The sequence below is a fragment of the Bacillus sp. MRMR6 genome (assembly GCF_001940785.1).
GTDB lineage: Bacteria > Bacillota > Bacilli > Bacillales > Cytobacillaceae > Neobacillus.
The window spans coordinates 1-23,582 of the sequence record NZ_MSLS01000021.1 but is presented as its reverse complement, the minus strand read 5'-3'; the positions used below and the strand labels follow the sequence as shown (position 1 = coordinate 23,582).

Genomic DNA, 23,582 nt, shown 5'->3' with positions numbered 1-23,582 from the left:
TTCTTTTATTCGCCAGCGGCTCTTTCTCCGCCTCGTATTTCCTTTTCTCTTTCTAATCTTGTGATATAAATTTCTCCCTCTTTTTCAATTGATTCCAATTCAATTTGTCTTTCTTCTCTTCCTGTTTTTATGGCCATTAATGCACTAATCACAATACCAACCACGACAGCATATACCCAAATAGGAATAATCATTATATCTGCTCCTTCCCTTAGTGGTTGTCCACTTTTTATAACAACTTATTCAAATAAAATCTTAAATATTCTTATCCAAATAAAAAAGATAACCCGGAGGTTATCTTTTATTTATGAAATAGTGGTTTGTAAAAGGACCGGTTATCGAGCGCATAGATTCGTTCGGTGAATTCACCAGGTTTCACTCTTTCTAGTGCACGCTCCATCATGTTCATTTTTGCATCTATATTATCGATATAATGCAGGATTTCTGCTTCTTTGATTAAGGGCGGCTTTGGACTTCCCCACTCGGACTTTCCATGATGACTCAAAACTAGATGTTTGAGAATGAGGACTTCTTCCCCTGTTATCCCAAGTTCTTCAGCCGCTTTTCCGATTTCATTTACCATTATGGTAATGTGCCCTAGTAAATTTCCCTCCACGGTATAGACGGTTGAAATTGGACCGGATAATTCTAATACCTTACCCATATCATGTAAAATCACACCTGCATATAATAAGTCCCTGTCTAAGTTTGGGTAGAGGACAGAAATTGACTTCGCTAAATCTAACATACTAACAACATGATAGACTAGCCCTGAGACAAACTCATGATGATTTTTCGTTGCTGCCGGATATTCTAAGAAGGCCACCTGATGTTTTTTTAATAGATGCCGGGTGATTCTTTGGATATTTGGATTCTTCATATCAAAGATATATTGCGTTAATTTCCCCGTCATTTCTTCCTGGCTTAGCGGTGCTGTTTCAAGAAAATCCTCCTGCTTTACTGGGTCCATTGGTCCTGTTCTGCGAATTTGGCGAAGTTTTAGCTGATTCCTGCCACGGTAGTTGTGAATATCTCCGTTAACTTTTACAATCGTTTGTGGTGCATAGCTGTTTACATCGTCATCACTCGCATCCCAAAGCTTTGCCTCTATTTCTCCACTTTTATCTTGAAAAATGAGTGTTAAAAATGGCTTACCATTGGCAGCAATTCCTTTTGTAGCGCTTTTTATCAGCAGATATAAATCCACTTGAACTCCTACGTCATACTGTAATACACCTTTACTCATCATCTGTTTCTCCCCCCATATAAACCTAGTATAGCATATTTACTGGTATCCCTATGAAGGTACCTCTACAGCACCGTTATTAAGGGATAGTATATTTTCAGGTTCAAAATACTGAAGTAAGTGTCTATGACAGGTAAAAAACAATATCTGATTCTGTTCGAGACACTTAAGCAGTTCCATTATCTTACCAGTCCGTTTTGCATCGAAATTTACAAAACTATCATCAATAATGATTGGCAAATGGTATTTTTCATACAAGGTGGTTGCTAGAGCGAGCCTAATCGACACATAGACTTGTTCAGTAGTAGCTTGACTTAGTTCATTCGCTTCGAACATGGTATGGTCCTTTCTCTCAATTAGAAACCCCGCTCCCGACTTTTGAAGATGGATTTTATGATAATTGCCATCGGTTAAAAAGTAAAGGTACTCTTCAGCCTTTGCCAGCATATTTGGTAAAAAAACCGTTTTATACTTTTCAACAGTTCGTGAAAGTATTTCCTGGGCCAGTCTATAGACAGACCATTCTTTTGCTTCCTCTTCCAATAGGTACCTTCTATGTTTAAATTTGTGAAGTAGTTCAGCATAAATACCACCTTCTTCTAATTGCTGAATATCGTACTTTAGTGATGCATTTTTTTCTTGTAGCAGAACTAACTGATCAGCCAGCTCTTGTGACTGTTCCTTTGCTTGCTGAATTAACTCATCCACATTGTGAATAGTTAAATACTCAGCCCATTCATTTTCCTTTATGATTGTATATTGTAACTGCTTTCTTAAATCATTCATTCTTTCGCCCAGCTTTACCTTTTTCTCAGCTTTGGACCCCAACTGATAGAATTCTTCTTCATTCTTAACATTAGCTTCCTCCAAGAGCTTTGCACGTTCTTCCATTACATGCTGTTGTTCGCGCCTTAACTGCTGTATATCTGCTTCTAAATCCAAAAGCTTTGCTTTCTTTTCCTCTGATTTAATTTGCTTCTCCTGTTCTTCTTTTAATTTAGTTTTTAACAAATATACGATCCTTTGGACTTCTAACCCTTGACCCGCTAGATATTTGCTATTAAATAAATCAAGCTTACTTTTTATGTTTTCTAGTTGGAGGGTAATTTCTTCTATTCTAGAAGATACCTGCTGTTTCTCTCTTATAACTAGCTTATATTGTTCAATTAAATGAAAGGCTTCGAGTAAAAAAGAGTTGGCAATATCCTCTGAAAGCTTTAGCTCGCTCATAATCTTTAATAACTTCACCTTATTTTCAGCAGTGTGTTGCTCGAATTCTTCAAATTTCGATATTACCTTTTCATATAGGATATGCTGCTGTTCTAACTTCATCTTTGATATTTGCAACTGGTCTCTCCTCTGGTTATCCAGTTTTAATTGTTCATGAAGGTGAGTAAAGTAAATATTGTCATATGATTCAAGTTTTTTCTTTATTTCTTGTTCTTTTTCTATTAATTGATTAAACGATTGACGATCCTCCTTTTCCTTTTCGCCCCTTATGTTCTTACCTAACAAAATCATTGCAGCCAAACCACTGAGTATACCTACAATTAATAAATGCCATTGTTGTGTAAAAAAGCCATAGATTGCAAGAGCAATCAAGATAAATTCAAGAGTATAAAATTGGGTCTGCTTTTGTTTAAGTAATTTTTCGATTATCTTCCGTTCACGCTCATTTGTATTTTGAACTAACTCCTTTTTTTCTTTAAGGATTTTAAGGTCTATTTCTAAACTGGCTTTATTTTTCTCTTCACTAATCAATTTCTCAAGTTTTGCTCTTTCATGTTCAGAAATAACTTGATTTTCAGCATACAGCACCTGATCTTCTAGGCCTTCAAGGATGCTTTTTTCCTCATGAAATTTTTCCTCTAACTCTTGCTTTACATCAGTTAGCTTCTGACATTTTCGAGAGATTTCCTCAACTTGATTCTTCATATAAATGTTGGTATTAATTGCTAATACTTCTTCCTCAGATAAAGATAAGTGAAGTTTTTCGTTAATCAGTGAAGATTTTTCTGCTAACTCTCGTAGCTTATATGTAGCCTGCTGCTTTTCTAATTTAAGCTGTTCATAAATGGGGACTTGTTCTAATGCTGAGAGGATCGTAGCTTCATTCCTTAATACCCCATCGTCAGGATTAATGATGCTCATTTCCTTTTTAATTTGCTCCATTCTTTCTTCCAAGCTTATAATCTGAGCATTATACGGAAGAATGTATTGATTCAGCTTATCTAACCGTTCAAGTCCTTTTAATGGAAAAGTAGTTTCTCCTAGTTTTTCAAGTTCAGTTTTTGTCCATTGTTCTTCTTTAACAAGTGATGCGATTTTCTTCCATTCATTTAATCGATCAAGCTTATCCTTCGTCTGAATCAAAAGAGAATGAATGCTTTCCATTTCCTGCTGCAGGTTGTTCCTATCTGAAATAAACGTTTCATATTGCTGGTTTTTAGCTGCTGCTTTTTTCAATTCACTATTTAATTCATGAAGGTTTTTCAATTTTTCATTTAACACAGGTTTCTTACCATTTGGCTTGAACCGATTCTCTAGCACGCGCTGCAGCTCAATTTCTGCTGACATAAGTTTGTCTGTTCCAAGCGTGCCAGCAGAAAACAGGAATTTCCCTAATTCTTCACCTTTCATTTGGTGTATGTTCTGTAATCCTTGTAGATTAAAAGAAAAGATGGCTTGAAATAGAGATCTGTCTACTTTTGAGAGTACTTTACTAAGCAATTCCTCAGCACCCACAGTTCCATCTTCTAAGCTTACGGTAACATCACCTGTTGCCTTACCTTTCATTCTCTCAATCGTGACGATTCCTAGCTCTTCATGCTGAATTCTTATTTTACCTCCATATTTTGTATCATGTTTAGGTTCATATCGAAGCTCTGCCGACTGCTGCTTTGTTGGAAAACCGAACAAAACAGCATGTATAAATGCCATAATGGTAGATTTACCAGCTTCGTTTTCTCCGAAGAAAACTTGAAAATCTGATAAGTTCTTTATAATGAAATTATTCAACTGGCCAAAGCCATATATATGCACCTCTATGATCTTCATGCAAACACCTCCTCATTACTTTTGATAGAGTAGATTTATTAATAGCTTTTCAGCTTTTTCTAGAAGTTCTTTTTGTTCTACTTCCGTCAATTCAGCTATATATTTTCTTCCAAGTTGATGTTCATATAATAGAGCTAACGATTGTTCTGGATTGTCGAATTGGTCTCTTGTTTCAAAGAGTTCTGCAAAAAAGTTAGCTTCTGTCGTAATGCTTTCTCTATCATAATGCATACCCTCTAACACTGTTAATTCTACTACCCATACAAACGACTCTTCCTCAGATTCATTGTCGTTTAAGACTTCTAGTAATTCTCCGGTTAGAAGGTTTATTTCCCTAGAATCGGTCAGACTGACATTTTGCAGCTTTAAATGTAATAAAGTTCCCCTATGGGTTTTACGTTTCTCATAAATTACTTTCTGACATAAGTAGATAATATCTTGAAAGTTACGTGCTTCATCTGCATCGACAACTGCTTCCTCCCACACCACATCGGATGTTTCAGTAAATTCTAGACTTGTAGTAAACTCATCTAGGTTTACATGGTAGCAGCCTTTAACCTCAAGTTCTTTTTTATTCCTCCCCTGGATGTTACCTGGATAAACGATAGACGGATGCTCCGAGAGAATCGTTCTTTTATGAATGTGACCGAGTGCCCAATAATCATATTTCAAGGCAATTAAATCCTTTACTGAGAATGGCGCATAGTTATCGTGTTCTTTACTGCTGCTTTCATTACCATGCAGGATGCCGATATGGAAATCAGCAGGTTCTATTCTTTTATAATCATCAATTTTTCGTTCATAAACATGGCGTGTGGGATAACTAAAGCCATAAAGATGTACGGTATCACCACGTCTAGTTTCTAAAACCTTCATCTCTACCTCACTGTCAAATACTTTTACATTTGGCGGCATATCAATGTGAACCCAAGTCCCGTTTAAGTGATCATGGTTCCCATGGACCACATAAACAGGGATTCCTGCCTCGGCAAGTCTTAACATTTCATTGCGGAAGCGTGATTGGGCCCTCAGACTTCGATCTTCACCATCAAATAGGTCACCAGCCAAGATAACAAAATCAACTTGCTCATCTATGGCGTAGGATGTAAGTCGTTTTAGGGCTGTAAACGTACTTTCCCTTAATCTTGAAAGGATGGCAGCCGGCAAATCCTTTAATCCAATCATTGGGCTGTCTAAATGCAAATCAGCAGCATGTATAAATGATATCTGTTTCATAATATTTTCCTTTCACAGACTTTTTCTTTATTGTACCACCAGTAAAGTGCGAATGCACGTTCTGTTATAGATTTTCAAAAAGACTCTGCCATTTTTGACAGAGTCTCTCTTTTTACTCATTTTTTGTTAACTGTAAAGCCTTTTTAATATCTTTAAAGGAGTTTGATTTTCCGTACATTAAAACTCCTCCCCTATAAACACGTGCACCAAAGATGGCTAGAGCAACTATTGTTACAATTAGTATGCCTATTCCTAAATATGCTTCCCAGGCAGGGAGAGTTAGCATACCCACACGTAAAAACATAATCATCGGGGTAAAGAATGGGATATACGATGTGATGGTGATAAACGTGGCATCAGGTTTACCTAAACCAAACATAGCAATCATAAACCCACCCACAATTAATAATGTCATAGGAGTGATCATCTGTTGCACATCTTCAATCCTGCTGACTAAAGAACCTAAAAATGCCGCAAGAGTGGCATAAAGGAAATAGCCGAGGATAAAAAACACGACAGCATAAGCAATCGTTTCAAAAGGAACATCTCCTAATCCGTATACGCCGAAAAAACCTTCTTTTAAGGATTCACTATTTTGTTTAAAAGAATAATAACCAATTGATAGAAATACCGCTAACTGTGTCAGGCTTAATAGCCCAATACCCAAAATTTTTGCAAACATTTGCTTTATCGGTGATACACTGGAAATTAAGATTTCCATCACTCTGGAGGACTTTTCCGTTGCTACCTCTGTGGCAATCATACTCGCATACATGATTACAGAGAAATAAATAATGAACAGCAGGATATATACGAGTCCTCTAGCTTGGTTTAACTCCTCCTCTGTTTTTGCATGTTCTTCGAGAGCAATTTGATCTAACATTACAGGTTCATATAGCTTTTGCAGCTGATCAGCAGTCAGATTTATTTGTGTCGCAGCCATCATTGTTTTTACTTGCTGCAAACTTGCTTGCAAATCCATGAACAAGGATGAATCTGCAATACTCATTGCCTTATACGTTGCCTGTGGAAGGTTTTCTTCATTGTAGCTAATGATGATAAGGCCTCGGTACTCACCATCTTCCACGGCTTTTTCCGCCACACTTTCACTGCCCTTATAGAGTGATAGAGTGATGTCACTATTGATAATGCCTACTTGCTCTTTAAATGGTTCATAAAGCTGGCTTGTTTCATCAAGTACCGCAACGTTTAATTTATCACCATCTTTGTCAAAAACTTCAATAATATTATTGATATTTGTCAGCGCCAGCACTAGGACGACCGTCATCATTGTTGTGATGATGAAGGATTTCGATTTTAATTTGTTCAGATATGTATGAACGAGGATAATCCAAAAGCTATTCATAAGAATCACCCACTTTCTCGATAAAAATATCATTTAAAGATGGCTCTTCAAGTTCAAACCTTCTAATAAATCCATTCTGGACAATCTCTTTTAATATCTTCTCAGCTACCTTTTCGCCCTCCACCTGCAGTTCTATCCCTTCCATTGTGGTCCTTGCCTTAAGGACACCAGGGTAATTTTTTAACATATCTAGAGGAAAATCCGCATGAATAACGAGGTTCTTTTTTCCAAAGGTACGCTTTATTTCTTTTAACGAACCATGGACCACTGGTCTTCCTTTATGCATAATACATAGGTGCTCACACATTTCTTCTACATGATGCATTTGGTGGCTCGAAAAAACGATTGTCGTCCCGCTTTCCTTTAATGTAAGTACAGCATCCTTTAGCATTTCTACATTTACTGGATCAAGACCACTAAATGGTTCATCTAGAATTAACAATTTTGGTTTATGAATAACAGCAGCAATAAATTGGATTTTTTGCTGATTACCTTTTGAAAGTTCTTCGACCTTTTTTGTTGCGTATTCTGGCACTTTAAATTTTTCAAGCCAGAATGTTAATTCCTGTATAGCCTCATTCTTTTGCATACCCCGTAATCTTGCTAAATACACAATTTGATCCTTAACTTTTAGCTTCGGATACAATCCCCGCTCCTCTGGCAAATAGCCAACTAAGTGGCTGGTTGAATAATTAATCGGTTTATCGTCCCAGCTAATTTTTCCTGCACTAGGATCAAGCAGTCCTAGAATCATTCGAAAGGTTGTCGTTTTTCCAGCTCCATTAGCACCTAAAAAGCCAAACATTTCTTTTTCCGGAATAGCTAATGATAAATCATTTACCGCAGTAAACTGACCGAACCGCTTCGTTACATGTTCTATTTTTAATACCATATTAATTCCTCCTCCCCTGAGTTAGTACGATTAACCTTTTCGATAGTTTCATTTTTGCATTAAATTATGAAATATGCAAAAATGATAATAAAATCAGGTGTTCAAGGGGGAGTAAAATGAAAACCTATAAATTAACAGTTTTTGAGGCAAATGGAGAAAAGGTCCTAGAAGAAGCCTTTCAGGCAGAACATGATGACGCAGCAAAGGAAATGGGAGAAAAAATATTATCTGAGAAAAACCTATTAGAGAAAACACATCGCTGCACCTCACCTAGCGGTAAACTACTGCTCTTTCATTCTTAAAATAAGAAAAGTGCAAGGCGTCTTGCGCTGGACAATCTAAAAAAAACCAAAGAAGTGCGCGCACTTCTTTGGTTTTTTATTATCTATTTGCCGATGAATTTCGCTGGCCTTTTTTCGATGAAGGCTCTTACACCTTCTTTATGGTCTTGTGTTTTTCTCATGTTAAATTGACCATTTTTTTCAAGTTCTAAGATTTTAAGCAGATGTGGACGGTTCATATCAGCTAGTATTTTTTTCGTCTTGATCATCGCCTGAACAGGACGGCCTAACCAATCGGCAACTCTCCGATCCACCGTTTCTTGTAAACTACCATCTGCTACTTCTTCAATTAAGTTAAGTCCTAAAGCTTCATCTGCAGACAACACTTTCCCATCCCAAATTACCTGCTTTGCCTTCACTTCCCCTAATCTTTTTTCAAGGAAGAAATGGGCACCGCCGTCTGGAATTAAGCCAATTCCGATAAAATTCATTGCCAGTTTACTATTCTTGTCAGCAATAATATAGTCGGTTGCTAGAGCAAGACTGAAGCCTAAACCAGCTGCCGCGCCAGAGACTGCGCTGATGGTGAGTTTAGGGATACTGTATAGTGTAACAATTAATTCACTAATACAGTCCATGACAGGGAAGAAATCCGTTTCATTCATATTAGACAGCATCGTTTTAATATCTCCGCCCGATGAAAAGGCTCTCCCATTACCAGTTAACACAACAATATCAATATCATCTGACTCGGAAATTTCCTTAAGCCTGGAGACAAGCCCCTTTATCATGTCTACATCTATTGCGTTTAAAGCTTCTGGCCGATTCATTTCAATTATTGCCATGCGACCGTTCACCTTCATATTTACCTTTTCTGTAACAAAATTTGCCGGCATACTAACCACCACCTATCGTCTTTGCTTCCATTATAGCTTGAAAACACTAGAATAAAAAATAGTTTTCCAAATCCATAGAATTTTTAATTAATATAATAACCTATTTTTATCCAAGCGAAAGGACAAAAGGTAAAACCTCTTGTCCCTAAAGCCTATTTATTTCTGTAATACTTCCTTTTGGACCTGATCACGAAGGGCCATCTTTAGGAATTTACCTACCGAGGTTTTCGGAATTTCCTCTAGAAATAAAATTTCATCCGGAAGCCACCATTTTGCAAATTGTGGTTTTAAAAACTCGGTTAACTCATCCTTAGTGACTTTTCCTCTGTATGCCTCTTTCAATACCACACACGCTACTGGTCTTTCTTGCCACCTCTCATGTGGAACTGCGACAACTGCTGCCTCAAATACTCCTTCATGGGCCATTAAGGCATTTTCTAAATCAACAGAAGAAATCCACTCACCGCCACTCTTTATTAAATCCTTAGTACGGTCGACAATTTTGATAAAACCTTCTTCATCGATTGTTACAACATCACCCGTATGAAGCCATCCATCTTTAAATGCATCCTTTGTACGGTCATCCTTGTAATACTCAGAGGCAATCCATGGGCCTTTTATACATAATTCACCCATTTCTTTCCCATCCCAAGCAACTTCTCCGTCCTTACCTACTACTTTAATATCCAAGCCAGGTACAAGAATTCCTTGCTTGGCTCTGATCTCTAGTCTTTCTTCAAATTCTAACTCTTCTTGATAGCTTTTTAGAGTCGAGATAACCACTAGAGGGCTTGTTTCTGTCATACCGTATCCATGCATAAATGGAATTTTGTACTTTTGTTCATAGGCTCGAATCATTCCTTTTGGTGCTGCAGAACCACCACATAATAAGCCCCTTAGACTGCTCGTATCATAGGTTCCTTCCTCCAGCTCCTTTAATAGGCCAAGCCAAATGGTTGGAACACCCGCACTAATCGTTACCTTTTCTTCTTGGATTAATTCAGCAATTAATTTCGGGGTAAAATTTGGTCCAGGAAGTACGAGTGAAGTACCAAACCATACTCCTGCAAAAGGCATACCCCATGCATTCGCATGGAACATTGGTACAATGGCTAAAGCAATATCTTTTTCACTCAGCCCAATGCTATCTGCAAGACCTAAGGCCATACTGTGAAGGAAAATACCACGGTGAGAATAAACAACACCTTTTGGGTTTCCTGTGGTAGCAGAGGTATAGCACATTCCCGCAGGGTCATTTTCATCAATATCATTTGGGTATTGGTACTCTGGGTCAGCTTCTGCTAATAGATTTTCATAATGATAGACTGGAGACAGGCTGGTTTCAGGAAGTTCCTTTTCATCAGTCATGATGATAAAGGCTTTAACTGTTTTTAATTCTGAGGCGCACTTTTCTAGTAATGGAATTAAATCAGGGTCAACTAAAAGAACTTTATCTTCTGCGTGGTTAATAATAAAGGAAATATGCTGTGGAGAAAGTCTGATGTTGATGGTATGAAGGACTGACCCGATACAAGGTATCGCAAAATAAGCTTCTAAATGGCGGTGGTGATTCCATGCTAAAGTCCCTACTTTTTCACCCTTTTGAACACCTAGTTTTTTAAGGCTATCTGCAAGTCTTCTTGTTCTTTCGCCGATCTCTTTGTAAGTTAATCGCTGGATCCCGCTCGTCGTTCTAGAAACAACCTGCTTCTTTGGAAAATATTTTTCTGCCCTTTCAATCATCTGGATCATCGTTAAAGGTGTTTGCATCATAACTAATCATCCCCTCCTATGTAATGAAAGTGTTTTATAATCATCATATTCTATGACAGATGTCCCCTAAAACATTCGACGTTTATCTTAATAATCCTCTATTGAGAACAACTAATTCTAAAAATTTAACCTAACATAAAAAACTGCACCAAAATTGTTAGTTTTGTGTCTAACAATTTTGGTGCAGTTCAAATTTGGCTGCTTCTACTTATTTTGTGGTAGAACTTTGTTCTGAGAAAAGTTCATTTAGTATTTTTATTTTTTCAGCAGTATAGGATTCAAAGCCTTCGTTATAGGATTTCGGATCTTTTGGATTTGCAAAATGGGTGATTTTCCCGCTGACAGGATGAACAAATTTACTCGCTGCCCCACAGCCTAGACCGATAATCGTCTGCTGCTCTTCCATAATCATAATATTATAAATACTCTCCTGCTTAGGCATAGCATAACCAACATTCTCAAGGTTTCCTAGAATATTTTTTTGACGATATAAATAGTAAGGAACATACCCATGACTAGCAGTCCAGTCTTCTGCTAATTCCATCATTTTCTCAACCTCATCACGATCGGCTACTTTATATTTCTCTTTATTCCGAGTCATTTCTGATGCCCGTTTGAATGATAATGTATGAACTGTCAGTGATTCTGGCATCAGCTTCTCCGTTTCACTAAGAGAATGATTAAACTCAGGGATTCCTTCTCCTGGCAGTCCAATAATTAAATCCATATTTATATTATTCATTCCCATTTCTCGGGCTAAATGGTATTTATCAATCGTTTCCGTCACCGTATGATGACGGCCAATTGCTTTTAGCGTTTCCTGGGTATATGATTGCGGATTGATACTAATACGATCAATGTTCCATTTCTTTAATACGGCTAATTTTTCAGGAGTTATTGTATCAGGCCTGCCGGCTTCAACGGTTATTTCACGAATCTTCTCGACCTCTGGAAATGACTGATACATTTCCTCATACAGCATGTCCATTTCTTCTGACGTGATACTTGTCGGTGTTCCCCCGCCATAATAAACTGTCGTAATCCCTATATCTTTTTCCTTTAGCCATTCTCCCATTTTTCTCATTTCATAATGAAGTCCCCCTAGAAATGAGTCAACAGAGCCTTGGCGTCCATTAATTGCATATGCAGGGAAGGTACAGTAAGCACATTTTGTTGGACAGAAAGGAATGCCGATATAAATACTTACTTCCTTTTGAAGTGAATAAAGGTCGGGGACAACTGCAAGCTGCCGATTCACAATTTTCTGCATCAATGCAATTTTTTCATCAGTTATTAAGTAATCATCCTTTAATTGCTGATGCGCAATCTTAGAAGGAATTCCTTCCTGAACCTTCTTGTGTAGTAGTTTTGTCGGTCTAATCCCTGTTAGAATCCCCCATTTTTGGGTGATTTCAGTCCAGTCCTGTAAGACCGTCAAGTACACATGGGCAACCGCATTCTTTATTTGGTTAAACCTTTCTTTTTCTGAATCAGATGGCACTAATTCAGTTTCATAGCTAGCTTTAAAAGATTTCTCCTTTCGGTCCTTTAGTTCTCCAGATACATTGACTTTTTTATCTCCAGCCTGCACTGAAAATATAATTGAAACATCTGCAGTAATATCTAAATCTTTCACGATGTTGCTTTCCTCAAAAAACAAGTTTGCTATTAGCTGTATGGGCCGGTTGAATCTTTCATCGTCTAAGCCCAATATAGAAATTTTCAATACCATCACTCTCTCAAAGTAAAGTAAAACTTCCATCATTGGGGGTTTTCTTCATCCCCCAATGATGGTTAGTTGAACTTATCGGGCTTTTACGGGCAGTTATCCCCACCTAGGATTTCTTATTTTCACTCATAGCCTTGAGGTGGGGGTATTACTGCCCGTTAATGCGGGATAAACTTCCTTAAGTGTACAAAAACAATAATATAAGGTCAATATACTGGAAATTATTAATAAATATGAAAAGACACCGCAGGGTCATGCCTGCGATGTCTTTATTCTTATTTTTTTATTATATTCATTTTACGTAGGAATTCGATTGGCTGCTGCTTTCTGAAGTGTTCTTTTACCATATAAGCGACGCCTTGTTCATTTTGTGAACGTGTGATCCAGTCGGACGCCCTTTTGATTTCAAAACCGCCATTCCCCATAGCTACGCCTAAGCCTGCTGCTTCAATTGATGGGATATCATCTAATCCATCGCCAATAACAACCATTTCCTTACGCTGAATACCTAAAGTACTGCAAAGATAGGATAATCCACTTAACTTAGAGACTCCTGCAGGGACAATATCTAACCTTAATGGATCCAAACAGATAGTCTCAATCTCAGTATACATTTTACCAAGAGCATCCTTCACGTCCTGTAAATCATTTTCTTCTTCAAAATAAACCTCTATTTTTGGCGGTGTAACAGGCTGGTCATGTAAGTATTCACTCAAGGAAGACACAAATTGCTGAGAATAAAAGACAGGGTCTCCTGAGGTAAAGACCGTTTTAGACAGCAAATTGTTATACAGTTTAGTCCGATTTGCTAAGGAGTAATCCTCGTGGACGAGCCGAATTTGGCATGGAATCCCTTCTAAGAAACGGACGGTATCATATGTGATATCTTCACTAATCCTCTTTACATAAATTGGCTTATCTTGAGCACTGGCAATATATGCTCCTTGATGAGTGATTAATGGATTTTTTATTTTTAAAGCCCTGGCTACCTTTTTAGCTGAAGGGAAGCTTCTAGATGTTACAAGTGTGACATAAATTCCCTTTTGTTGTACATAATCAATCGCTTCTTTTGTTGATTTATGAATTCTTCCATTAGTCTGTAAAAGCGTTCCATCAATATTTAACGCCAGCAAGCGGTAAATCATGTTACTGCCCCCTGTTCTTGGTTGAATTTACCCTTATATCACTTTTATGATATTTTAGGCCCAGATAGAACAAAGGGTATAAAAGAAAAGTAAAAGCCCCCGATTATAAACCGAGGACTACCCATTTAATAAATTATTTTGTATAAAGCTCTTCCAAGGGCTTCATGATAATCTGGTTTAATTCACCAATAATCATGCTCATTCTTTGTTCTGTCTGCATAAGGCGAGATATTTTTTCATTTTGTTGAACCACTGCTACTGTTGCCTGAGCTTGTTGAATTTCCTGCTCAGAAATTTCCTGCCCCATCATTTGTTTCTGCTGTAAATTCATTTGAATGTGACGGAAATTATCAAACATCGCTTTTGCCTCAGGATCTGCATTTACTTCACTATACATCTGCTGAAGTTGTGTATACTCTTCACTTTGACGAATTGCTTTTTCCAATGCATAGGCAGCATCATATAAATTACCTGACATCGTACCACTCCTCATTTTCTATCTAGCTCTAACGTTTAGGTTATATAAAAATCCCATATACCCCAGTAATAACACCTGCACGTTTATGCTTTGAACACCAAACTACTATAACAAACTATGAAGATAAATGCGAGAATGTTCGAAAGAAGCACGAACTAGGAATCACACCCATGCTCCCATTAACATACGATACTATATCAGCTAATGCCTATATTCCCGAAACTAGCCTACAAATGAGGAGTGAGTATGCCCCCAATTTCGATTGTTCCTTGGAAATTCAGCACAAACCATAATCATGTACGAATTTCCTTTTACCTTCTTCAGCAATTACGCTTAAACGAGGGTGATGAACTGACGATTTCCTTAGGAAAGAAGCGAGTATCGATAATAGTTCAAGCTGCAGAAATAGACTCATATGAGCTAAGCCTACCCGAGGATTTATTTAATGAATTTTTTTTACCTGTACAATGTTATAAGTTTCATGCCAGTTATAGTAAGGAAAACAATATCCTGTACCTTGGACCAGTCGTTGGACTGTTAACAGAGTTCAACTCATTAGCTACTGAACCAAGCTTTGGGTCTATTCATGCATTTTGTGAGGAGCTTCATCATGGTATTTTGGAAGCTGGCGGTTTTTTTTATGTTTTTACCTATAAAGAATTCAATGTACAGGGATATTACTATAGCAATGGAAACTGGCTCCCTTCAGAACTCCCATTACCTGATGTCATCTACAACCGAATTCACTCAAGAAGACTAGAATATACTAATGATTTTACATTATTCCGTAAAAAACTTGAACAGCTAAATATCCCCTTGTTTAATGATCGCTTCCTATCAAAATGGGAAGTTCATCAACAATTAATAAACGAAAATCATCTAGTGACTCACGTCCCTGAAACAGGACTTTTTTCTAAAGAAAATTTAACATATTTTCTTGAAAAATATGAGACCGTGTTTATAAAACCAGTTCATGGCAGCCAGGGAAGAAGTATTTTCAAGCTTGAAAAAATTGATGGTGTTTTATCTGTTGATTCTTCATTAAAGGCATTTTCAGAAAAGAAACTTACAAAGTTTACTATTGATGAGATTTACCTGCAATTGAAGCCATTATTAAATAATCGAATTTACATTGTCCAACAAGGAATTCAACTTATCACTTATGAATCTAGAGGAATGGACTTTCGAGTGCTCTGCCACATGAACCACAGGGACTTTTGGGAGGTAACCTCTGTTGTCGCTAGAGTTTCAGCAGAAGCGGAATTTGTCTCTAACATAGCTAAGGGTGGAGAGGTTATGGCGCCACAAACCGCTATAGAGAAATCCTTTATTGCTAAAGAAGCAACGAGAATCCTTTCAGAAATGAAGGAATTGGCTGTCGAAATTACCTCTTGGATTAGCCTTCAGTCTTCAGGTATTTTTGGTGAGCTTGGTATTGATATAGGAATTGATCATACCGGAAAGCTTTGGCTTATCGAGGTGAATTCAAAGCCCTCAAAAAACTTTGAGGATGGCAAATTGAAAATAAGACCTTCTGCAAAAGCGATTATCAAATTCTGTACGAAGCTCGCTTTTGATACACCTGAAGAATAGGAGGAACTAACTTGATTGCGTTCGGAATCATGACACTTAGTATGGAAAGTGAATCAGGCTATATAAATGAAATGGCCGTCCTAGCAGCAGATTGCGGTATTGATTGTTACCGTTTCATACCCTCAAAGATAAACCCGCATTCCCTTCAAGTTCAAGGAAAAAAATTTGATTCCGTAAAAAGGCAGTGGGCGGACCAAGAGTTCATATTGCCGTCACTCATATACGACCGCTGTTTTTATGGGGATGATAGACATTCAAAACAGTGTATGCCAATCGTTTCGTGGTTAAAGTCCAGGGCCGATATCACCTTTTTAGGATATGGTCTGCCAAATAAAATGGAGCTCTATCAGGCATTAAATTCGTCTGTTTTAGCGGCTTATTTACCATCAACCCAATTGATTAAAGATACTAAAACTGTTGTACAAGAGTTAGATAAACTGAAGAAGCTCATTATTAAACCGATTAATGGCTCACAAGGTTATGGAATCTATTATTTACAAAAAATTTCTAAGACCTATCTTGTTAAAACAGAAAAAAACAAAGAAATGATTTCCCGCGCTTTTCCCAATACCACTAAGCTGACATCCTGGCTTCGAACTTTAATTACACAGCGTAGCTACCTTCTTCAACCGTATCTAGAGCTTTCAAATGCTGAATTACAACCTTTTGATATCAGGATTTTACTACAAAAAAATGAGCTTGGTGATTGGGTCGAACGAGGCAAAGGGGTCCGCATTGGGAATAAAGCCGGACTTTTGTCAAACTTAAGTGCTGGTGGCTCAAGTTTAGATTTCTCCACCTGGACAGAAGCCCTACCTGTTACAAAAAAAGAATTGATTTGTAATGAAATCGACTACATTATTAAACAGCTTCCTGCCCTGCTTGAGAGAAAATTCCTTCCTTTATTTGAAATTGGCATAGACATTGGGATCGCAAAAAACGGGACAATTTGGATTCTAGATGTTAATTCTAAACCGGGAAGAAAGGTCATACTTCAAACACAATCAACCCTAAATGAGACCTTATTGAGAGCACCCCTTCTATATGGAAAACATCTTTTTGATAATAACAGCAAAGAAAGGAAGAGCTATAGTGAGAAAACGTTATACTATTGAACTAACAGACGAGACTAAACAGGTTGTAGTATGCCCGCCAGCTCTTCTTAAAGAGCATTCTATAAAGAGAATTGCATTTGGTACAAAAACCGTTTCTGCCAATTTTTCGCCTCAGACAACTAAACAAAATCGAATAGGCATAAGTAAAGAAATACAAAAGGCATTAAATTTTCCAGACTTCTTAATATCCTTGCACACCTTTATTGAAAATGAAACACTTTATATTGGCCCGCTTATTGGAATATTTACTGCAGGATTCACTCCTTTTCCCCAAAGACCTATAGGGGAGCGATCGGTCTTTTTCTCGAAACTGCTATCTGTAAATAAAACGGTTGGTGCACTACCCTTTGTTTTTGGTGAACAGCATATTAATTGGGAACAAGCGACCATCACGGGGTATTTTTATCATGAAAACGAATGGAAAACCATCGATGTACCATTTCCAAATGTCATCTACGACCGGCTTCCCAATCGAAAAAGTGAAAGGAATATAAAGTTAATCCAAGTGAAGGAAAGACTGCAAACAGAATACCTTATCCCTTGGTACAATCCAGGATTTTTTAATAAACTGGACATTTATGAACGTTTACAACAGGAGGCTTCGGTGACCCGCTATCTGCCAGAAACACACCCCTTCACCTCATTCTCAACAATTGAGAAAATGTTATCTAAATATGGTCATGTTTACCTTAAACCTAAAAATGGCAGCCTAGGTCTCGGGATTCACCAAATTATTTATGATAAACTCGAAGATGCATACTTCTGTCGGTATCAAGATGATACAGGTGTAAATCGTTTGAGAAAGTTTTTATCACTTGAAAAGTTATTTAGTACTGTTTTTGCTAAGAAAAATCTAGCTAATATCCTCGTCCAGCAAGGAATACACCTACTTAGGCAAGAACAGCGATTTATTGATTTTAGAATTCATACAAATAAAGATGAATTTGGAGCATGGCATGTAACGGCCCTTGCAGCCAAGGTTGCAGGCTCTGGGAGCGTCACGACACATAAGCGAAGCGGCGGAGAGACTAAAACGCTAAAAGAGGTATTTTTAGTGGAAGAGACTGAGTTTTTCAAGAAAAAACTTTCTGAAGCAGCTCTCGTTCTTAGCGAAGCGATAGAAAACCATATGGAAGGGATTATCGCGGAAATTGGGTTTGATTTAGGAATTGATAAAAATGGGGACATCTGGTTATTTGAAGCAAATTCTAAACCAGGAAGATCCATCTTTAGCCACCCTGATTTAAAGAAATTTGATTTCCTAACACGTAAACTTTCGATTGCCTTTGCCGTCTTTCTCACTGAACAATCCATCCTGTATCCAGAGGAAATTTTCAAATGAAAGATATCTCTAAAACCGAGGAATATACGGGACCCCTTGTCGGCATCTTAACCGCCCGTAAGAAAGATGGAATGATTTCGGGTAATGGCCCCTTATTTATGGCATTACAAAAAAAGCTTATTTCTCATGATGGAATAAGCTTTATTTTCACATTAGAGGATGTTGGCGTCGATTCTATTGTTGGTTACAAGTTTCAACCGGAAAAGAATACATGGCAAAGGCAATCCTTCCCGTTTCCCGATCTTGTCTATAACCGGATCCCCTTTCGTAAAACGGAGCAGCATGAAAAATACCAGCAGTTTTTTAACTTGTTATCTCAGAGAAATATTCCTTTTTTTAATCCCTGTTTTATAAATAAGCATCATCTCTATTCACTTTTTGAGAACCATCCAGTGCTTCATGAGTACTTACCAGAAACAATTCTGATTACTCAGAAGCAGGGGTTATACTCCTTTATTCAGAAACATAAAAATATTTACTTAAAGCCAGCAAAATCGGCACGTGGTAAGGGTGTTTACAGATTAGAGGTAAATGAGAATGACAAAAATAAGAATCAAATTTTCCTAAAGGGTATAAAAGAGCAGGAATGGTTTGATACCTTTGATCATTTTTGGTTTAAATGGGAAAAGGAGTTAAAAGAAAAGACTTATCTAGCACAAGAATCGATCCATCCTGCACTTTATAATGGAAATAGATTTGATTTTCGAATCATTGCCCATGCGGATAAGCAATGTCGTTATACTGTGACGGGGGTCGGAATTAGGCAATCACAAAAGCAGGATGTCACCACCCATATACCGTCTGGAGGCAAGACTCTTCCTTATCACGAGATTCAATCCCCTGAACATGATGAATTTATTGAAACCATTGTCAATCATATTGGTGAAGCCTTAACAAATCAATTCGGGTTTTTTGGTGAATTTTCAATTGATGCAGGCCTAAGTCAAACAGGACAGTACTACTTGTACGAAGTAAATTCTAAACCGATGAGCTTCGATGAAAGTTATATCGAAGCAAGAAAAATAGAAAACCTTTGTCGGTTATTCCTCAATCTTATTAAAAAAAATAAAAATCAGCTGGATTGTCCTTAATTTATCCCTTAAGCTAAAGTTAATAAGCAAATAAGGGGGATACCATATGCTCATGCATTTTCAATTCAAGCCGTTATTTGAAAATAAAAATATTCCCGGCTGGAATTTCTCATTTTATCATAATAAAAAAAGATACACGGGATTATATCATCAATCAGGCAAGATTGAGTGGACCGCAAATACCCCGGAACAAAAAGATATTGAATCTTTAATAAGCCAAATTCATGAACTGATGCTATACCATGTTTATGAATAGAACTCTCACCTGCATTAAATTAATTCCTTTTCACACACTAAGAAAAATGGGAAAGGAATGAAAGTAATGGAGGAAAATAAAGAAAAGAAAACTCAGTCTGATGTATTATATGAGGGTAAGGATAAAGTCTATTTAGATATCGACCGAATCATAAACGAAGGCTTATCCGGCGGTTCCGTTCACAACCGCAACAACACAGCCAACATCGAAGAAGCCAGTGACCTAGTAAAAGAACAACCACCTTATGAATCAGATTAATATTAGCCATAGGTAATGATGAATGATATTTTAAACAGATTTTTGCGAAATCTGCGAGACTCCTGCGGGAGCATGAGCCAGTGTGAGACCCCGCAGGGAGGAACGACCGAGGAGGCTCACCGGTGAGCCCGCGGAAAGGGAGCGGATTTCGCAAAAATCTACACTTAACAATAACAAATCTAATGTTAAAGGAAGCTGACAGGTTTAACTGTCAGTTTTTTTTTGTTACACTTGGTTTAATACATAATCAAAAAAATACATTATTTATACAATAAGGAAGTTGACCATGCTAAGAAAAATTATCGATTTATATAAAAATTCAGTAATGTACGCTGAGAAGCCAAAATATCCATCTGACCAATACATCTTCTTTGATGAATCAGAGCAAGAATGGGTAGGAATTCCAAAGGCAAGCATAACTGAAGTAGAACTTAGAGTGCTTAACACACTCTATGAACAAATTGAATTTCAACCACAGGCATTTACTAGTATATCAAGAAAGTGGTATGAATATCTATTTGCAAAGGGACAGACTCTTTCCTATCGTACAGAATCTTCTTTTCGATTTATCCAATTTCACATTCAAGGGATTGGTGTCGACCAAGTCGAGATTGAATCTGCATTGAAGGGATTTTTTACAGAAGATGTAATTATTGTTTGGGAACATAATAATAGCGGTATTGTCATTGAAGAAGTTAGTAATTTTTCTCTTACAGAACAGGAATTAGTTTCAATGACAGACACCCTAGAAAGTGATTTTTACGTGAAAATCACTTTCTATGTTGGCAAAATTTATCCATACTCCGACCAAATTAGAGAGCATTTTAATCATGAACGGGATTTTTTTTCCTTTGCCAAAAAAAATCTAGATAGTAAAAATATCCTTACATTTGAAAAAATATTCCCTTCATTTGTTGCTGCCCACTTGGATGATCCCATCACCCAACAGCTTCACAGACACATTACCGATGTATTTACAGATGATCCAGAGCTGTTTGATACACTAAAAATTTTCCTAGAAAATAACCTTAATGCCAGCATGACCGCAAAAAGCCTGTATATCCATMGAAATACACTTCAATATCGGATTGATAAGTTTGTAGAAAGAACAGGAATTCAGTTAAAAGACTTTTATGGGGCATTCACTGTCTTTTTAGCATGTATGCTATATGAGCAGGAAGGCAGAAATAACAAAGTGCCCAAAAAGTAGTCCCATAATCTTGTGCAACCTGTATATAGCGCTTTCATAACTCTCCAGGTAAACTAAAACTATCAAGATTATGGAGGGAATTACTGATGGCAGAATTACAATTAGACCATATTTATAAAGTTTATGATAATAAAGTAACAGCAGTTGAGGATTTCAACTTACACATTCAAGATAAAGAATTTATTGTGTTTGTTGGACCATCTGGCTGCGGTAAATCAACCACTCTTCGAATGATTGCTGGATTAGAAGAAATCTCAAAAGGTGATTTCTATATTGATGGTAAGAGAGTAAACGATGTTGCTCCTAAAGATCGTGACATCGCGATGGTTTTCCAAAACTATGCCCTTTATCCACATATGACGGTTTATGATAATATGGCGTTTGGATTAAAACTCCGTAAGTTCCCTAAAGATGAAATCGATCGCCGCGTTCAAGAAGCTGCAAAAATTCTTGGATTAGAAGCATACTTAACTCGTAAGCCAAAAGCTCTTTCAGGTGGTCAGCGTCAACGTGTTGCCCTAGGCCGTGCGATTGTACGTGATGCGAAAGTATTCTTAATGGACGAGCCTTTATCAAACCTTGATGCTAAACTTCGTGTAGCGATGCGTGCGGAAATCGCTAAGCTTCATCGTCGTTTAAATACTACAACAATTTATGTTACACACGACCAGACAGAAGCTATGACCATGGCGACACGTCTAGTTGTTATGAAAGACGGTCTCATTCAACAAGTTGGTTCACCGAAGGAAGTATATGAGAAGCCTGAGAACGTATTCGTTGGCGGTTTCATCGGCTCTCCTGCCATGAACTTCTTTAATGGTAAACTTGAAGATGGCAAATTTATTATCGGTAACGATACGATTACAGTACCAGAAGGAAAAATGAAATTCCTTCGTGAGCAAGGATATGTTGGAAAACCAGTCATTCTAGGAGTTAGACCAGAAGATATTCATGATGAGCCTGTGTTCATTGAGGCATCTGTGGGTACGAAGATTACAGCTAAAATTGATGTAGCAGAATTAACTGGTGCAGAAATGATGGTTTACTCTAGCCTTGATAGTCAAGATTTTGTAGCTCGTCTAGATTCTCGTGTAGAAGTAAACCCAGGTGAGTCAATTGAGTTAGCTTTTGATTTAAATAAATCACATTTCTTCGATGTTGATACTCAATCACGTATTCGCGTTAATAACGAACAATAATTGTGTAAAGCTCCGTTTCCATTGAAACGGAGCTTTTTCTATTTCTCTTTTTTACTATTCCTTTATAAATAAAATTTCTTCGTTTTGACAAGTTGGACATCGATAAAGATGAGGACATTTATCACCTGAGTTTGTATCTTGAAATCCATCAACCATTTTCATTAAGTCAATTTCCATGTAAGGACTGTAATCATCATAGTAATCCATTGCTCTGCCGCTCTCGATCATTTGACTTCCACAGGAGTTGCATACTGAATAAACCTCTCTGAATCCATTACATATTGGGCATATCGACATCCCTTATCACCCTTTTATTTTTTTATCCCGCATTAACGGGCATTAATTCAACTAACCATCAGTGGGGATGAAGAAACCACCACTGATGGAGTTTCATTTTATAACTATAGTTTGCGTTACAAATTATCTGCTATGTAATGGAATAAATTACTAATATTTAAATTTGAATAAGCTTGAGGATTTTAACCATAATAATGATTACAAAGCAACAACTTAACTCGGTGGGTTAAACCAATCAAAGGGTCTTTAGCGCCGGTGCAAGCCCGGCTAACCCAGCCACACAATGTGTGAATCATCTCCAACTTATAATCATTATTTAAGATGGGTTAGGCCAAGGTGGCAATGGTTACTATAACCATAATGGTTCAATTCCATACTGACCCCAAAATTATTAAGAGGAGTGTTATTCAACTATGGCAAGTAACAACAACTCTAATCAACTTTTAGTACCTGGAGTACAGCAAGCACTTGATCAAATGAAGTACGAAATTGCAACTGAATTTGGTGTACAACTTGGCGGCGAAACTACTTCACGTGCAAACGGATCTGTCGGAGGAGAAATCACTAAGCGTCTAGTGCAAATGGCAGAACAACAACTTGGCGGATTCCAACGCTAATTTAGCAAAACCAGAACGTACAAATAAATAATATGGCTAATCCCCCTCCAAACCGGAGGGGGATTCATTTTATAAGCTTTGTTAAATATACAGTTGTTGTTGTAAACCTGTTGATTTGCATGGAAGGCACGAAGACTCCTGCGGGAGAAGCGAGACAGGCGAGACCCCGCAGACACGCAGTGAGGGCACTGAAGAACTTCCGTTTTTTATATTTTATAAATAAGGAAAAGGCATTATGGATGAAAAAAGACAAAAAAAAGCAACTTCCTACCGAAATTCGAAGGGAAGTTGCTTATACCTCTGCCTATTTCCTATTCTTTTTCATTAAGAAGTTTTATTATCCGTTTGAGATTGACAGCGAATATGGTTGTGGCTCCTTGAATTTCCATACCAAATAAACCCGAGGATTTGGCTGTTTCAAAACCGTGCCCATGCTTGAGTTCACTATTTTTTGCTTCAATTTTATAGCGGTTTTTTGCGCTTCAATTTTATAGCGGTTTTTTGC

The 23,582-nt window shown here is 37.4% G+C and carries 22 protein-coding genes and 1 pseudogene; 10 read left to right on the top strand and 13 right to left on the bottom strand.

The genetic code is table 11. The features are described 5' to 3' along the window. Nucleotides 1-5: 5 nt before the first annotated feature. From BTR25_RS17720 to BTR25_RS17695, 6 genes are all read right to left on the bottom strand, one after another. A complete protein-coding gene (locus BTR25_RS17720; protein WP_075689375.1) occupies nt 6-194 on the bottom strand; it encodes a sporulation YhaL family protein in 189 nt (62 codons plus the stop codon). Between the two features lie 107 nt (nt 195-301). After that, nucleotides 302-1,246 carry a 3'-5' exoribonuclease YhaM gene (gene yhaM / locus BTR25_RS17715; RefSeq protein WP_075689438.1) on the bottom strand — a complete coding sequence of 315 codons (945 nt, stop codon included), beginning with the start codon at nt 1,244-1,246 and terminating at the stop codon, nt 302-304. A 51-nt stretch (nt 1,247-1,297) separates the two neighbouring features. Further along, the gene (locus BTR25_RS17710; RefSeq protein WP_075689374.1) at nt 1,298-4,303 is read right to left on the bottom strand and encodes an AAA family ATPase; all 3,006 of its coding nucleotides are present in this window, start codon (nt 4,301-4,303) and stop codon (nt 1,298-1,300) included. 15 nt (nt 4,304-4,318) lie between these two features. Then, nucleotides 4,319-5,539 (bottom strand): metallophosphoesterase family protein, encoded by a 1,221-nt coding sequence (locus BTR25_RS17705; RefSeq protein WP_075689373.1) that lies wholly within the window; start codon nt 5,537-5,539, stop codon nt 4,319-4,321. Between the two features lie 112 nt (nt 5,540-5,651). Further along, nucleotides 5,652-6,905, bottom strand: a complete 1,254-nt coding sequence (locus BTR25_RS17700; protein WP_075689372.1) for an ABC transporter permease — start codon at nt 6,903-6,905, stop codon at nt 5,652-5,654. Next, on the bottom strand, nt 6,898-7,797 hold the full coding sequence (locus BTR25_RS17695; RefSeq protein WP_075689371.1) for an ABC transporter ATP-binding protein: 900 nt from the start codon (nt 7,795-7,797) through the stop codon (nt 6,898-6,900). The genes BTR25_RS17700 and BTR25_RS17695 overlap by 8 nt, the downstream gene beginning before the upstream one ends. A gap of 116 nt (nt 7,798-7,913) precedes the next feature. On the opposite strand from BTR25_RS17695, the gene BTR25_RS17690 reads away from it, so the two are divergent. Continuing rightward, nucleotides 7,914-8,099, top strand: coding sequence for a YhzD family protein (locus BTR25_RS17690; protein WP_075689370.1), 186 nt, complete (start codon nt 7,914-7,916; stop codon nt 8,097-8,099). 83 nt (nt 8,100-8,182) lie between these two features. Here BTR25_RS17690 and BTR25_RS17685 read toward each other — a convergent pair whose 3' ends face one another. The 5 genes from BTR25_RS17685 to BTR25_RS17665 form a co-directional block, all read right to left on the bottom strand. Beyond that, nucleotides 8,183-8,974, bottom strand: coding sequence for an enoyl-CoA hydratase (locus BTR25_RS17685; RefSeq protein ID WP_075689369.1), 792 nt, complete (start codon nt 8,972-8,974; stop codon nt 8,183-8,185). Nucleotides 8,975-9,130: 156 nt separating this feature from the next. Then, a complete protein-coding gene (locus tag BTR25_RS17680; protein WP_075689368.1) occupies nt 9,131-10,747 on the bottom strand; it encodes a long-chain fatty acid--CoA ligase in 1,617 nt (538 codons plus the stop codon). A gap of 208 nt (nt 10,748-10,955) precedes the next feature. Next, nucleotides 10,956-12,512 carry a coproporphyrinogen III oxidase gene (locus BTR25_RS17675; RefSeq protein ID WP_483295266.1) on the bottom strand — a complete coding sequence of 519 codons (1,557 nt, stop codon included), beginning with the start codon at nt 12,510-12,512 and terminating at the stop codon, nt 10,956-10,958. A 239-nt stretch (nt 12,513-12,751) separates the two neighbouring features. Beyond that, the gene (locus BTR25_RS17670; RefSeq protein WP_075689367.1) at nt 12,752-13,621 is read right to left on the bottom strand and encodes a Cof-type HAD-IIB family hydrolase; all 870 of its coding nucleotides are present in this window, start codon (nt 13,619-13,621) and stop codon (nt 12,752-12,754) included. A 133-nt stretch (nt 13,622-13,754) separates the two neighbouring features. Then, nucleotides 13,755-14,099 (bottom strand): YlbF/YmcA family competence regulator, encoded by a 345-nt coding sequence (locus BTR25_RS17665; protein ID WP_075689366.1) that lies wholly within the window; start codon nt 14,097-14,099, stop codon nt 13,755-13,757. Between the two features lie 246 nt (nt 14,100-14,345). On the opposite strand from BTR25_RS17665, the gene BTR25_RS17660 reads away from it, so the two are divergent. The 8 genes from BTR25_RS17660 to BTR25_RS17625 all read left to right on the top strand — a co-directional run bounded on the left by BTR25_RS17660 (nt 14,346) and on the right by BTR25_RS17625 (nt 22,163). Next, a complete protein-coding gene (locus tag BTR25_RS17660) occupies nt 14,346-15,692 on the top strand; it encodes a YheC/YheD family endospore coat-associated protein (RefSeq protein ID WP_083652446.1) in 1,347 nt (448 codons plus the stop codon). Between the two features lie 11 nt (nt 15,693-15,703). Then, the gene (locus tag BTR25_RS17655) at nt 15,704-16,807 is read left to right on the top strand and encodes a YheC/YheD family endospore coat-associated protein (RefSeq protein ID WP_075689365.1); all 1,104 of its coding nucleotides are present in this window, start codon (nt 15,704-15,706) and stop codon (nt 16,805-16,807) included. Further along, nucleotides 16,785-18,149 carry a YheC/YheD family endospore coat-associated protein gene (locus BTR25_RS17650; protein WP_075689364.1) on the top strand — a complete coding sequence of 455 codons (1,365 nt, stop codon included), beginning with the start codon at nt 16,785-16,787 and terminating at the stop codon, nt 18,147-18,149. The genes BTR25_RS17655 and BTR25_RS17650 overlap by 23 nt, the downstream gene beginning before the upstream one ends. Beyond that, the gene (locus tag BTR25_RS17645) at nt 18,146-19,240 is read left to right on the top strand and encodes a YheC/YheD family endospore coat-associated protein (RefSeq protein WP_075689363.1); all 1,095 of its coding nucleotides are present in this window, start codon (nt 18,146-18,148) and stop codon (nt 19,238-19,240) included. Before BTR25_RS17650 ends, BTR25_RS17645 begins: the two co-directional genes overlap by 4 nt. A 46-nt stretch (nt 19,241-19,286) precedes the next feature. Further along, the gene (locus BTR25_RS17640; RefSeq protein ID WP_075689362.1) at nt 19,287-19,496 is read left to right on the top strand and encodes a YheE family protein; all 210 of its coding nucleotides are present in this window, start codon (nt 19,287-19,289) and stop codon (nt 19,494-19,496) included. A 66-nt stretch (nt 19,497-19,562) separates the two neighbouring features. Beyond that, the gene (locus BTR25_RS17635; RefSeq protein WP_075689361.1) at nt 19,563-19,754 is read left to right on the top strand and encodes a hypothetical protein; all 192 of its coding nucleotides are present in this window, start codon (nt 19,563-19,565) and stop codon (nt 19,752-19,754) included. A gap of 286 nt (nt 19,755-20,040) precedes the next feature. Beyond that, complete coding sequence (locus BTR25_RS17630; RefSeq protein ID WP_075689360.1) at nt 20,041-20,964, top strand: PucR family transcriptional regulator; 924 nt, start codon at nt 20,041-20,043, stop codon at nt 20,962-20,964. An 86-nt stretch (nt 20,965-21,050) separates the two neighbouring features. Continuing rightward, complete coding sequence (locus BTR25_RS17625) at nt 21,051-22,163, top strand: ABC transporter ATP-binding protein (protein ID WP_075689359.1); 1,113 nt, start codon at nt 21,051-21,053, stop codon at nt 22,161-22,163. Nucleotides 22,164-22,217: 54 nt separating this feature from the next. On the opposite strand, the gene BTR25_RS17620 is transcribed toward BTR25_RS17625, so the two are convergent. Continuing rightward, nucleotides 22,218-22,460 carry a hypothetical protein gene (locus tag BTR25_RS17620; RefSeq protein ID WP_075689358.1) on the bottom strand — a complete coding sequence of 81 codons (243 nt, stop codon included), beginning with the start codon at nt 22,458-22,460 and terminating at the stop codon, nt 22,218-22,220. Nucleotides 22,461-22,873: 413 nt separating this feature from the next. On the opposite strand from BTR25_RS17620, the gene BTR25_RS17615 reads away from it, so the two are divergent. After that, entirely contained in the window at nt 22,874-23,077 is a 204-nt protein-coding gene (locus tag BTR25_RS17615; protein WP_075689357.1) for an alpha/beta-type small acid-soluble spore protein, read from the top strand. Between the two features lie 311 nt (nt 23,078-23,388). Here BTR25_RS17615 and BTR25_RS27190 read toward each other — a convergent pair. Continuing rightward, a pseudogene (locus BTR25_RS27190) lies at nt 23,389-23,553 on the bottom strand (IS5/IS1182 family transposase); the annotation flags it as partial. Nucleotides 23,554-23,582: the final 29 nt, after the last annotated feature.

Bases quoted from the DNA above. Each gene is read 5' to 3' on its own strand.
- yhaM (WP_075689438.1), bottom strand. From the start codon at position 1,246: ATGAGTAAAGGTGTATTACAGTATGACGTAGGAGTTCAAGTGGATTTA.
- BTR25_RS17635 (WP_075689361.1), top strand. From the start codon at position 19,563: ATGGAGGAAAATAAAGAAAAGAAAACTCAGTCTGATGTATTATATGAG.
- BTR25_RS17675 (WP_483295266.1), bottom strand. From the start codon at position 12,512: ATGATGGAAGTTTTACTTTACTTTGAGAGAGTGATGGTATTGAAAATT.
- BTR25_RS17700 (WP_075689372.1), bottom strand. From the start codon at position 6,905: ATGAATAGCTTTTGGATTATCCTCGTTCATACATATCTGAACAAATTA.
- BTR25_RS17615 (WP_075689357.1), top strand. From the start codon at position 22,874: ATGGCAAGTAACAACAACTCTAATCAACTTTTAGTACCTGGAGTACAG.
- BTR25_RS17685 (WP_075689369.1), bottom strand. From the start codon at position 8,974: ATGCCGGCAAATTTTGTTACAGAAAAGGTAAATATGAAGGTGAACGGT.
- BTR25_RS17660 (WP_083652446.1), top strand. From the start codon at position 14,346: ATGCCCCCAATTTCGATTGTTCCTTGGAAATTCAGCACAAACCATAAT.
- BTR25_RS17710 (WP_075689374.1), bottom strand. From the start codon at position 4,303: ATGAAGATCATAGAGGTGCATATATATGGCTTTGGCCAGTTGAATAAT.
- BTR25_RS17665 (WP_075689366.1), bottom strand. From the start codon at position 14,099: ATGTCAGGTAATTTATATGATGCTGCCTATGCATTGGAAAAAGCAATT.
- BTR25_RS17690 (WP_075689370.1), top strand. From the start codon at position 7,914: ATGAAAACCTATAAATTAACAGTTTTTGAGGCAAATGGAGAAAAGGTC.
- BTR25_RS17680 (WP_075689368.1), bottom strand. From the start codon at position 10,747: ATGATGCAAACACCTTTAACGATGATCCAGATGATTGAAAGGGCAGAA.
- BTR25_RS17625 (WP_075689359.1), top strand. From the start codon at position 21,051: ATGGCAGAATTACAATTAGACCATATTTATAAAGTTTATGATAATAAA.
- BTR25_RS17705 (WP_075689373.1), bottom strand. From the start codon at position 5,539: ATGAAACAGATATCATTTATACATGCTGCTGATTTGCATTTAGACAGC.
- BTR25_RS17720 (WP_075689375.1), bottom strand. From the start codon at position 194: ATGATTATTCCTATTTGGGTATATGCTGTCGTGGTTGGTATTGTGATT.
- BTR25_RS17645 (WP_075689363.1), top strand. From the start codon at position 18,146: ATGAAAGATATCTCTAAAACCGAGGAATATACGGGACCCCTTGTCGGC.
- BTR25_RS17620 (WP_075689358.1), bottom strand. From the start codon at position 22,460: ATGTCGATATGCCCAATATGTAATGGATTCAGAGAGGTTTATTCAGTA.
- BTR25_RS17640 (WP_075689362.1), top strand. From the start codon at position 19,287: ATGCTCATGCATTTTCAATTCAAGCCGTTATTTGAAAATAAAAATATT.
- BTR25_RS17670 (WP_075689367.1), bottom strand. From the start codon at position 13,621: ATGATTTACCGCTTGCTGGCGTTAAATATTGATGGAACGCTTTTACAG.
- BTR25_RS17695 (WP_075689371.1), bottom strand. From the start codon at position 7,797: ATGGTATTAAAAATAGAACATGTAACGAAGCGGTTCGGTCAGTTTACT.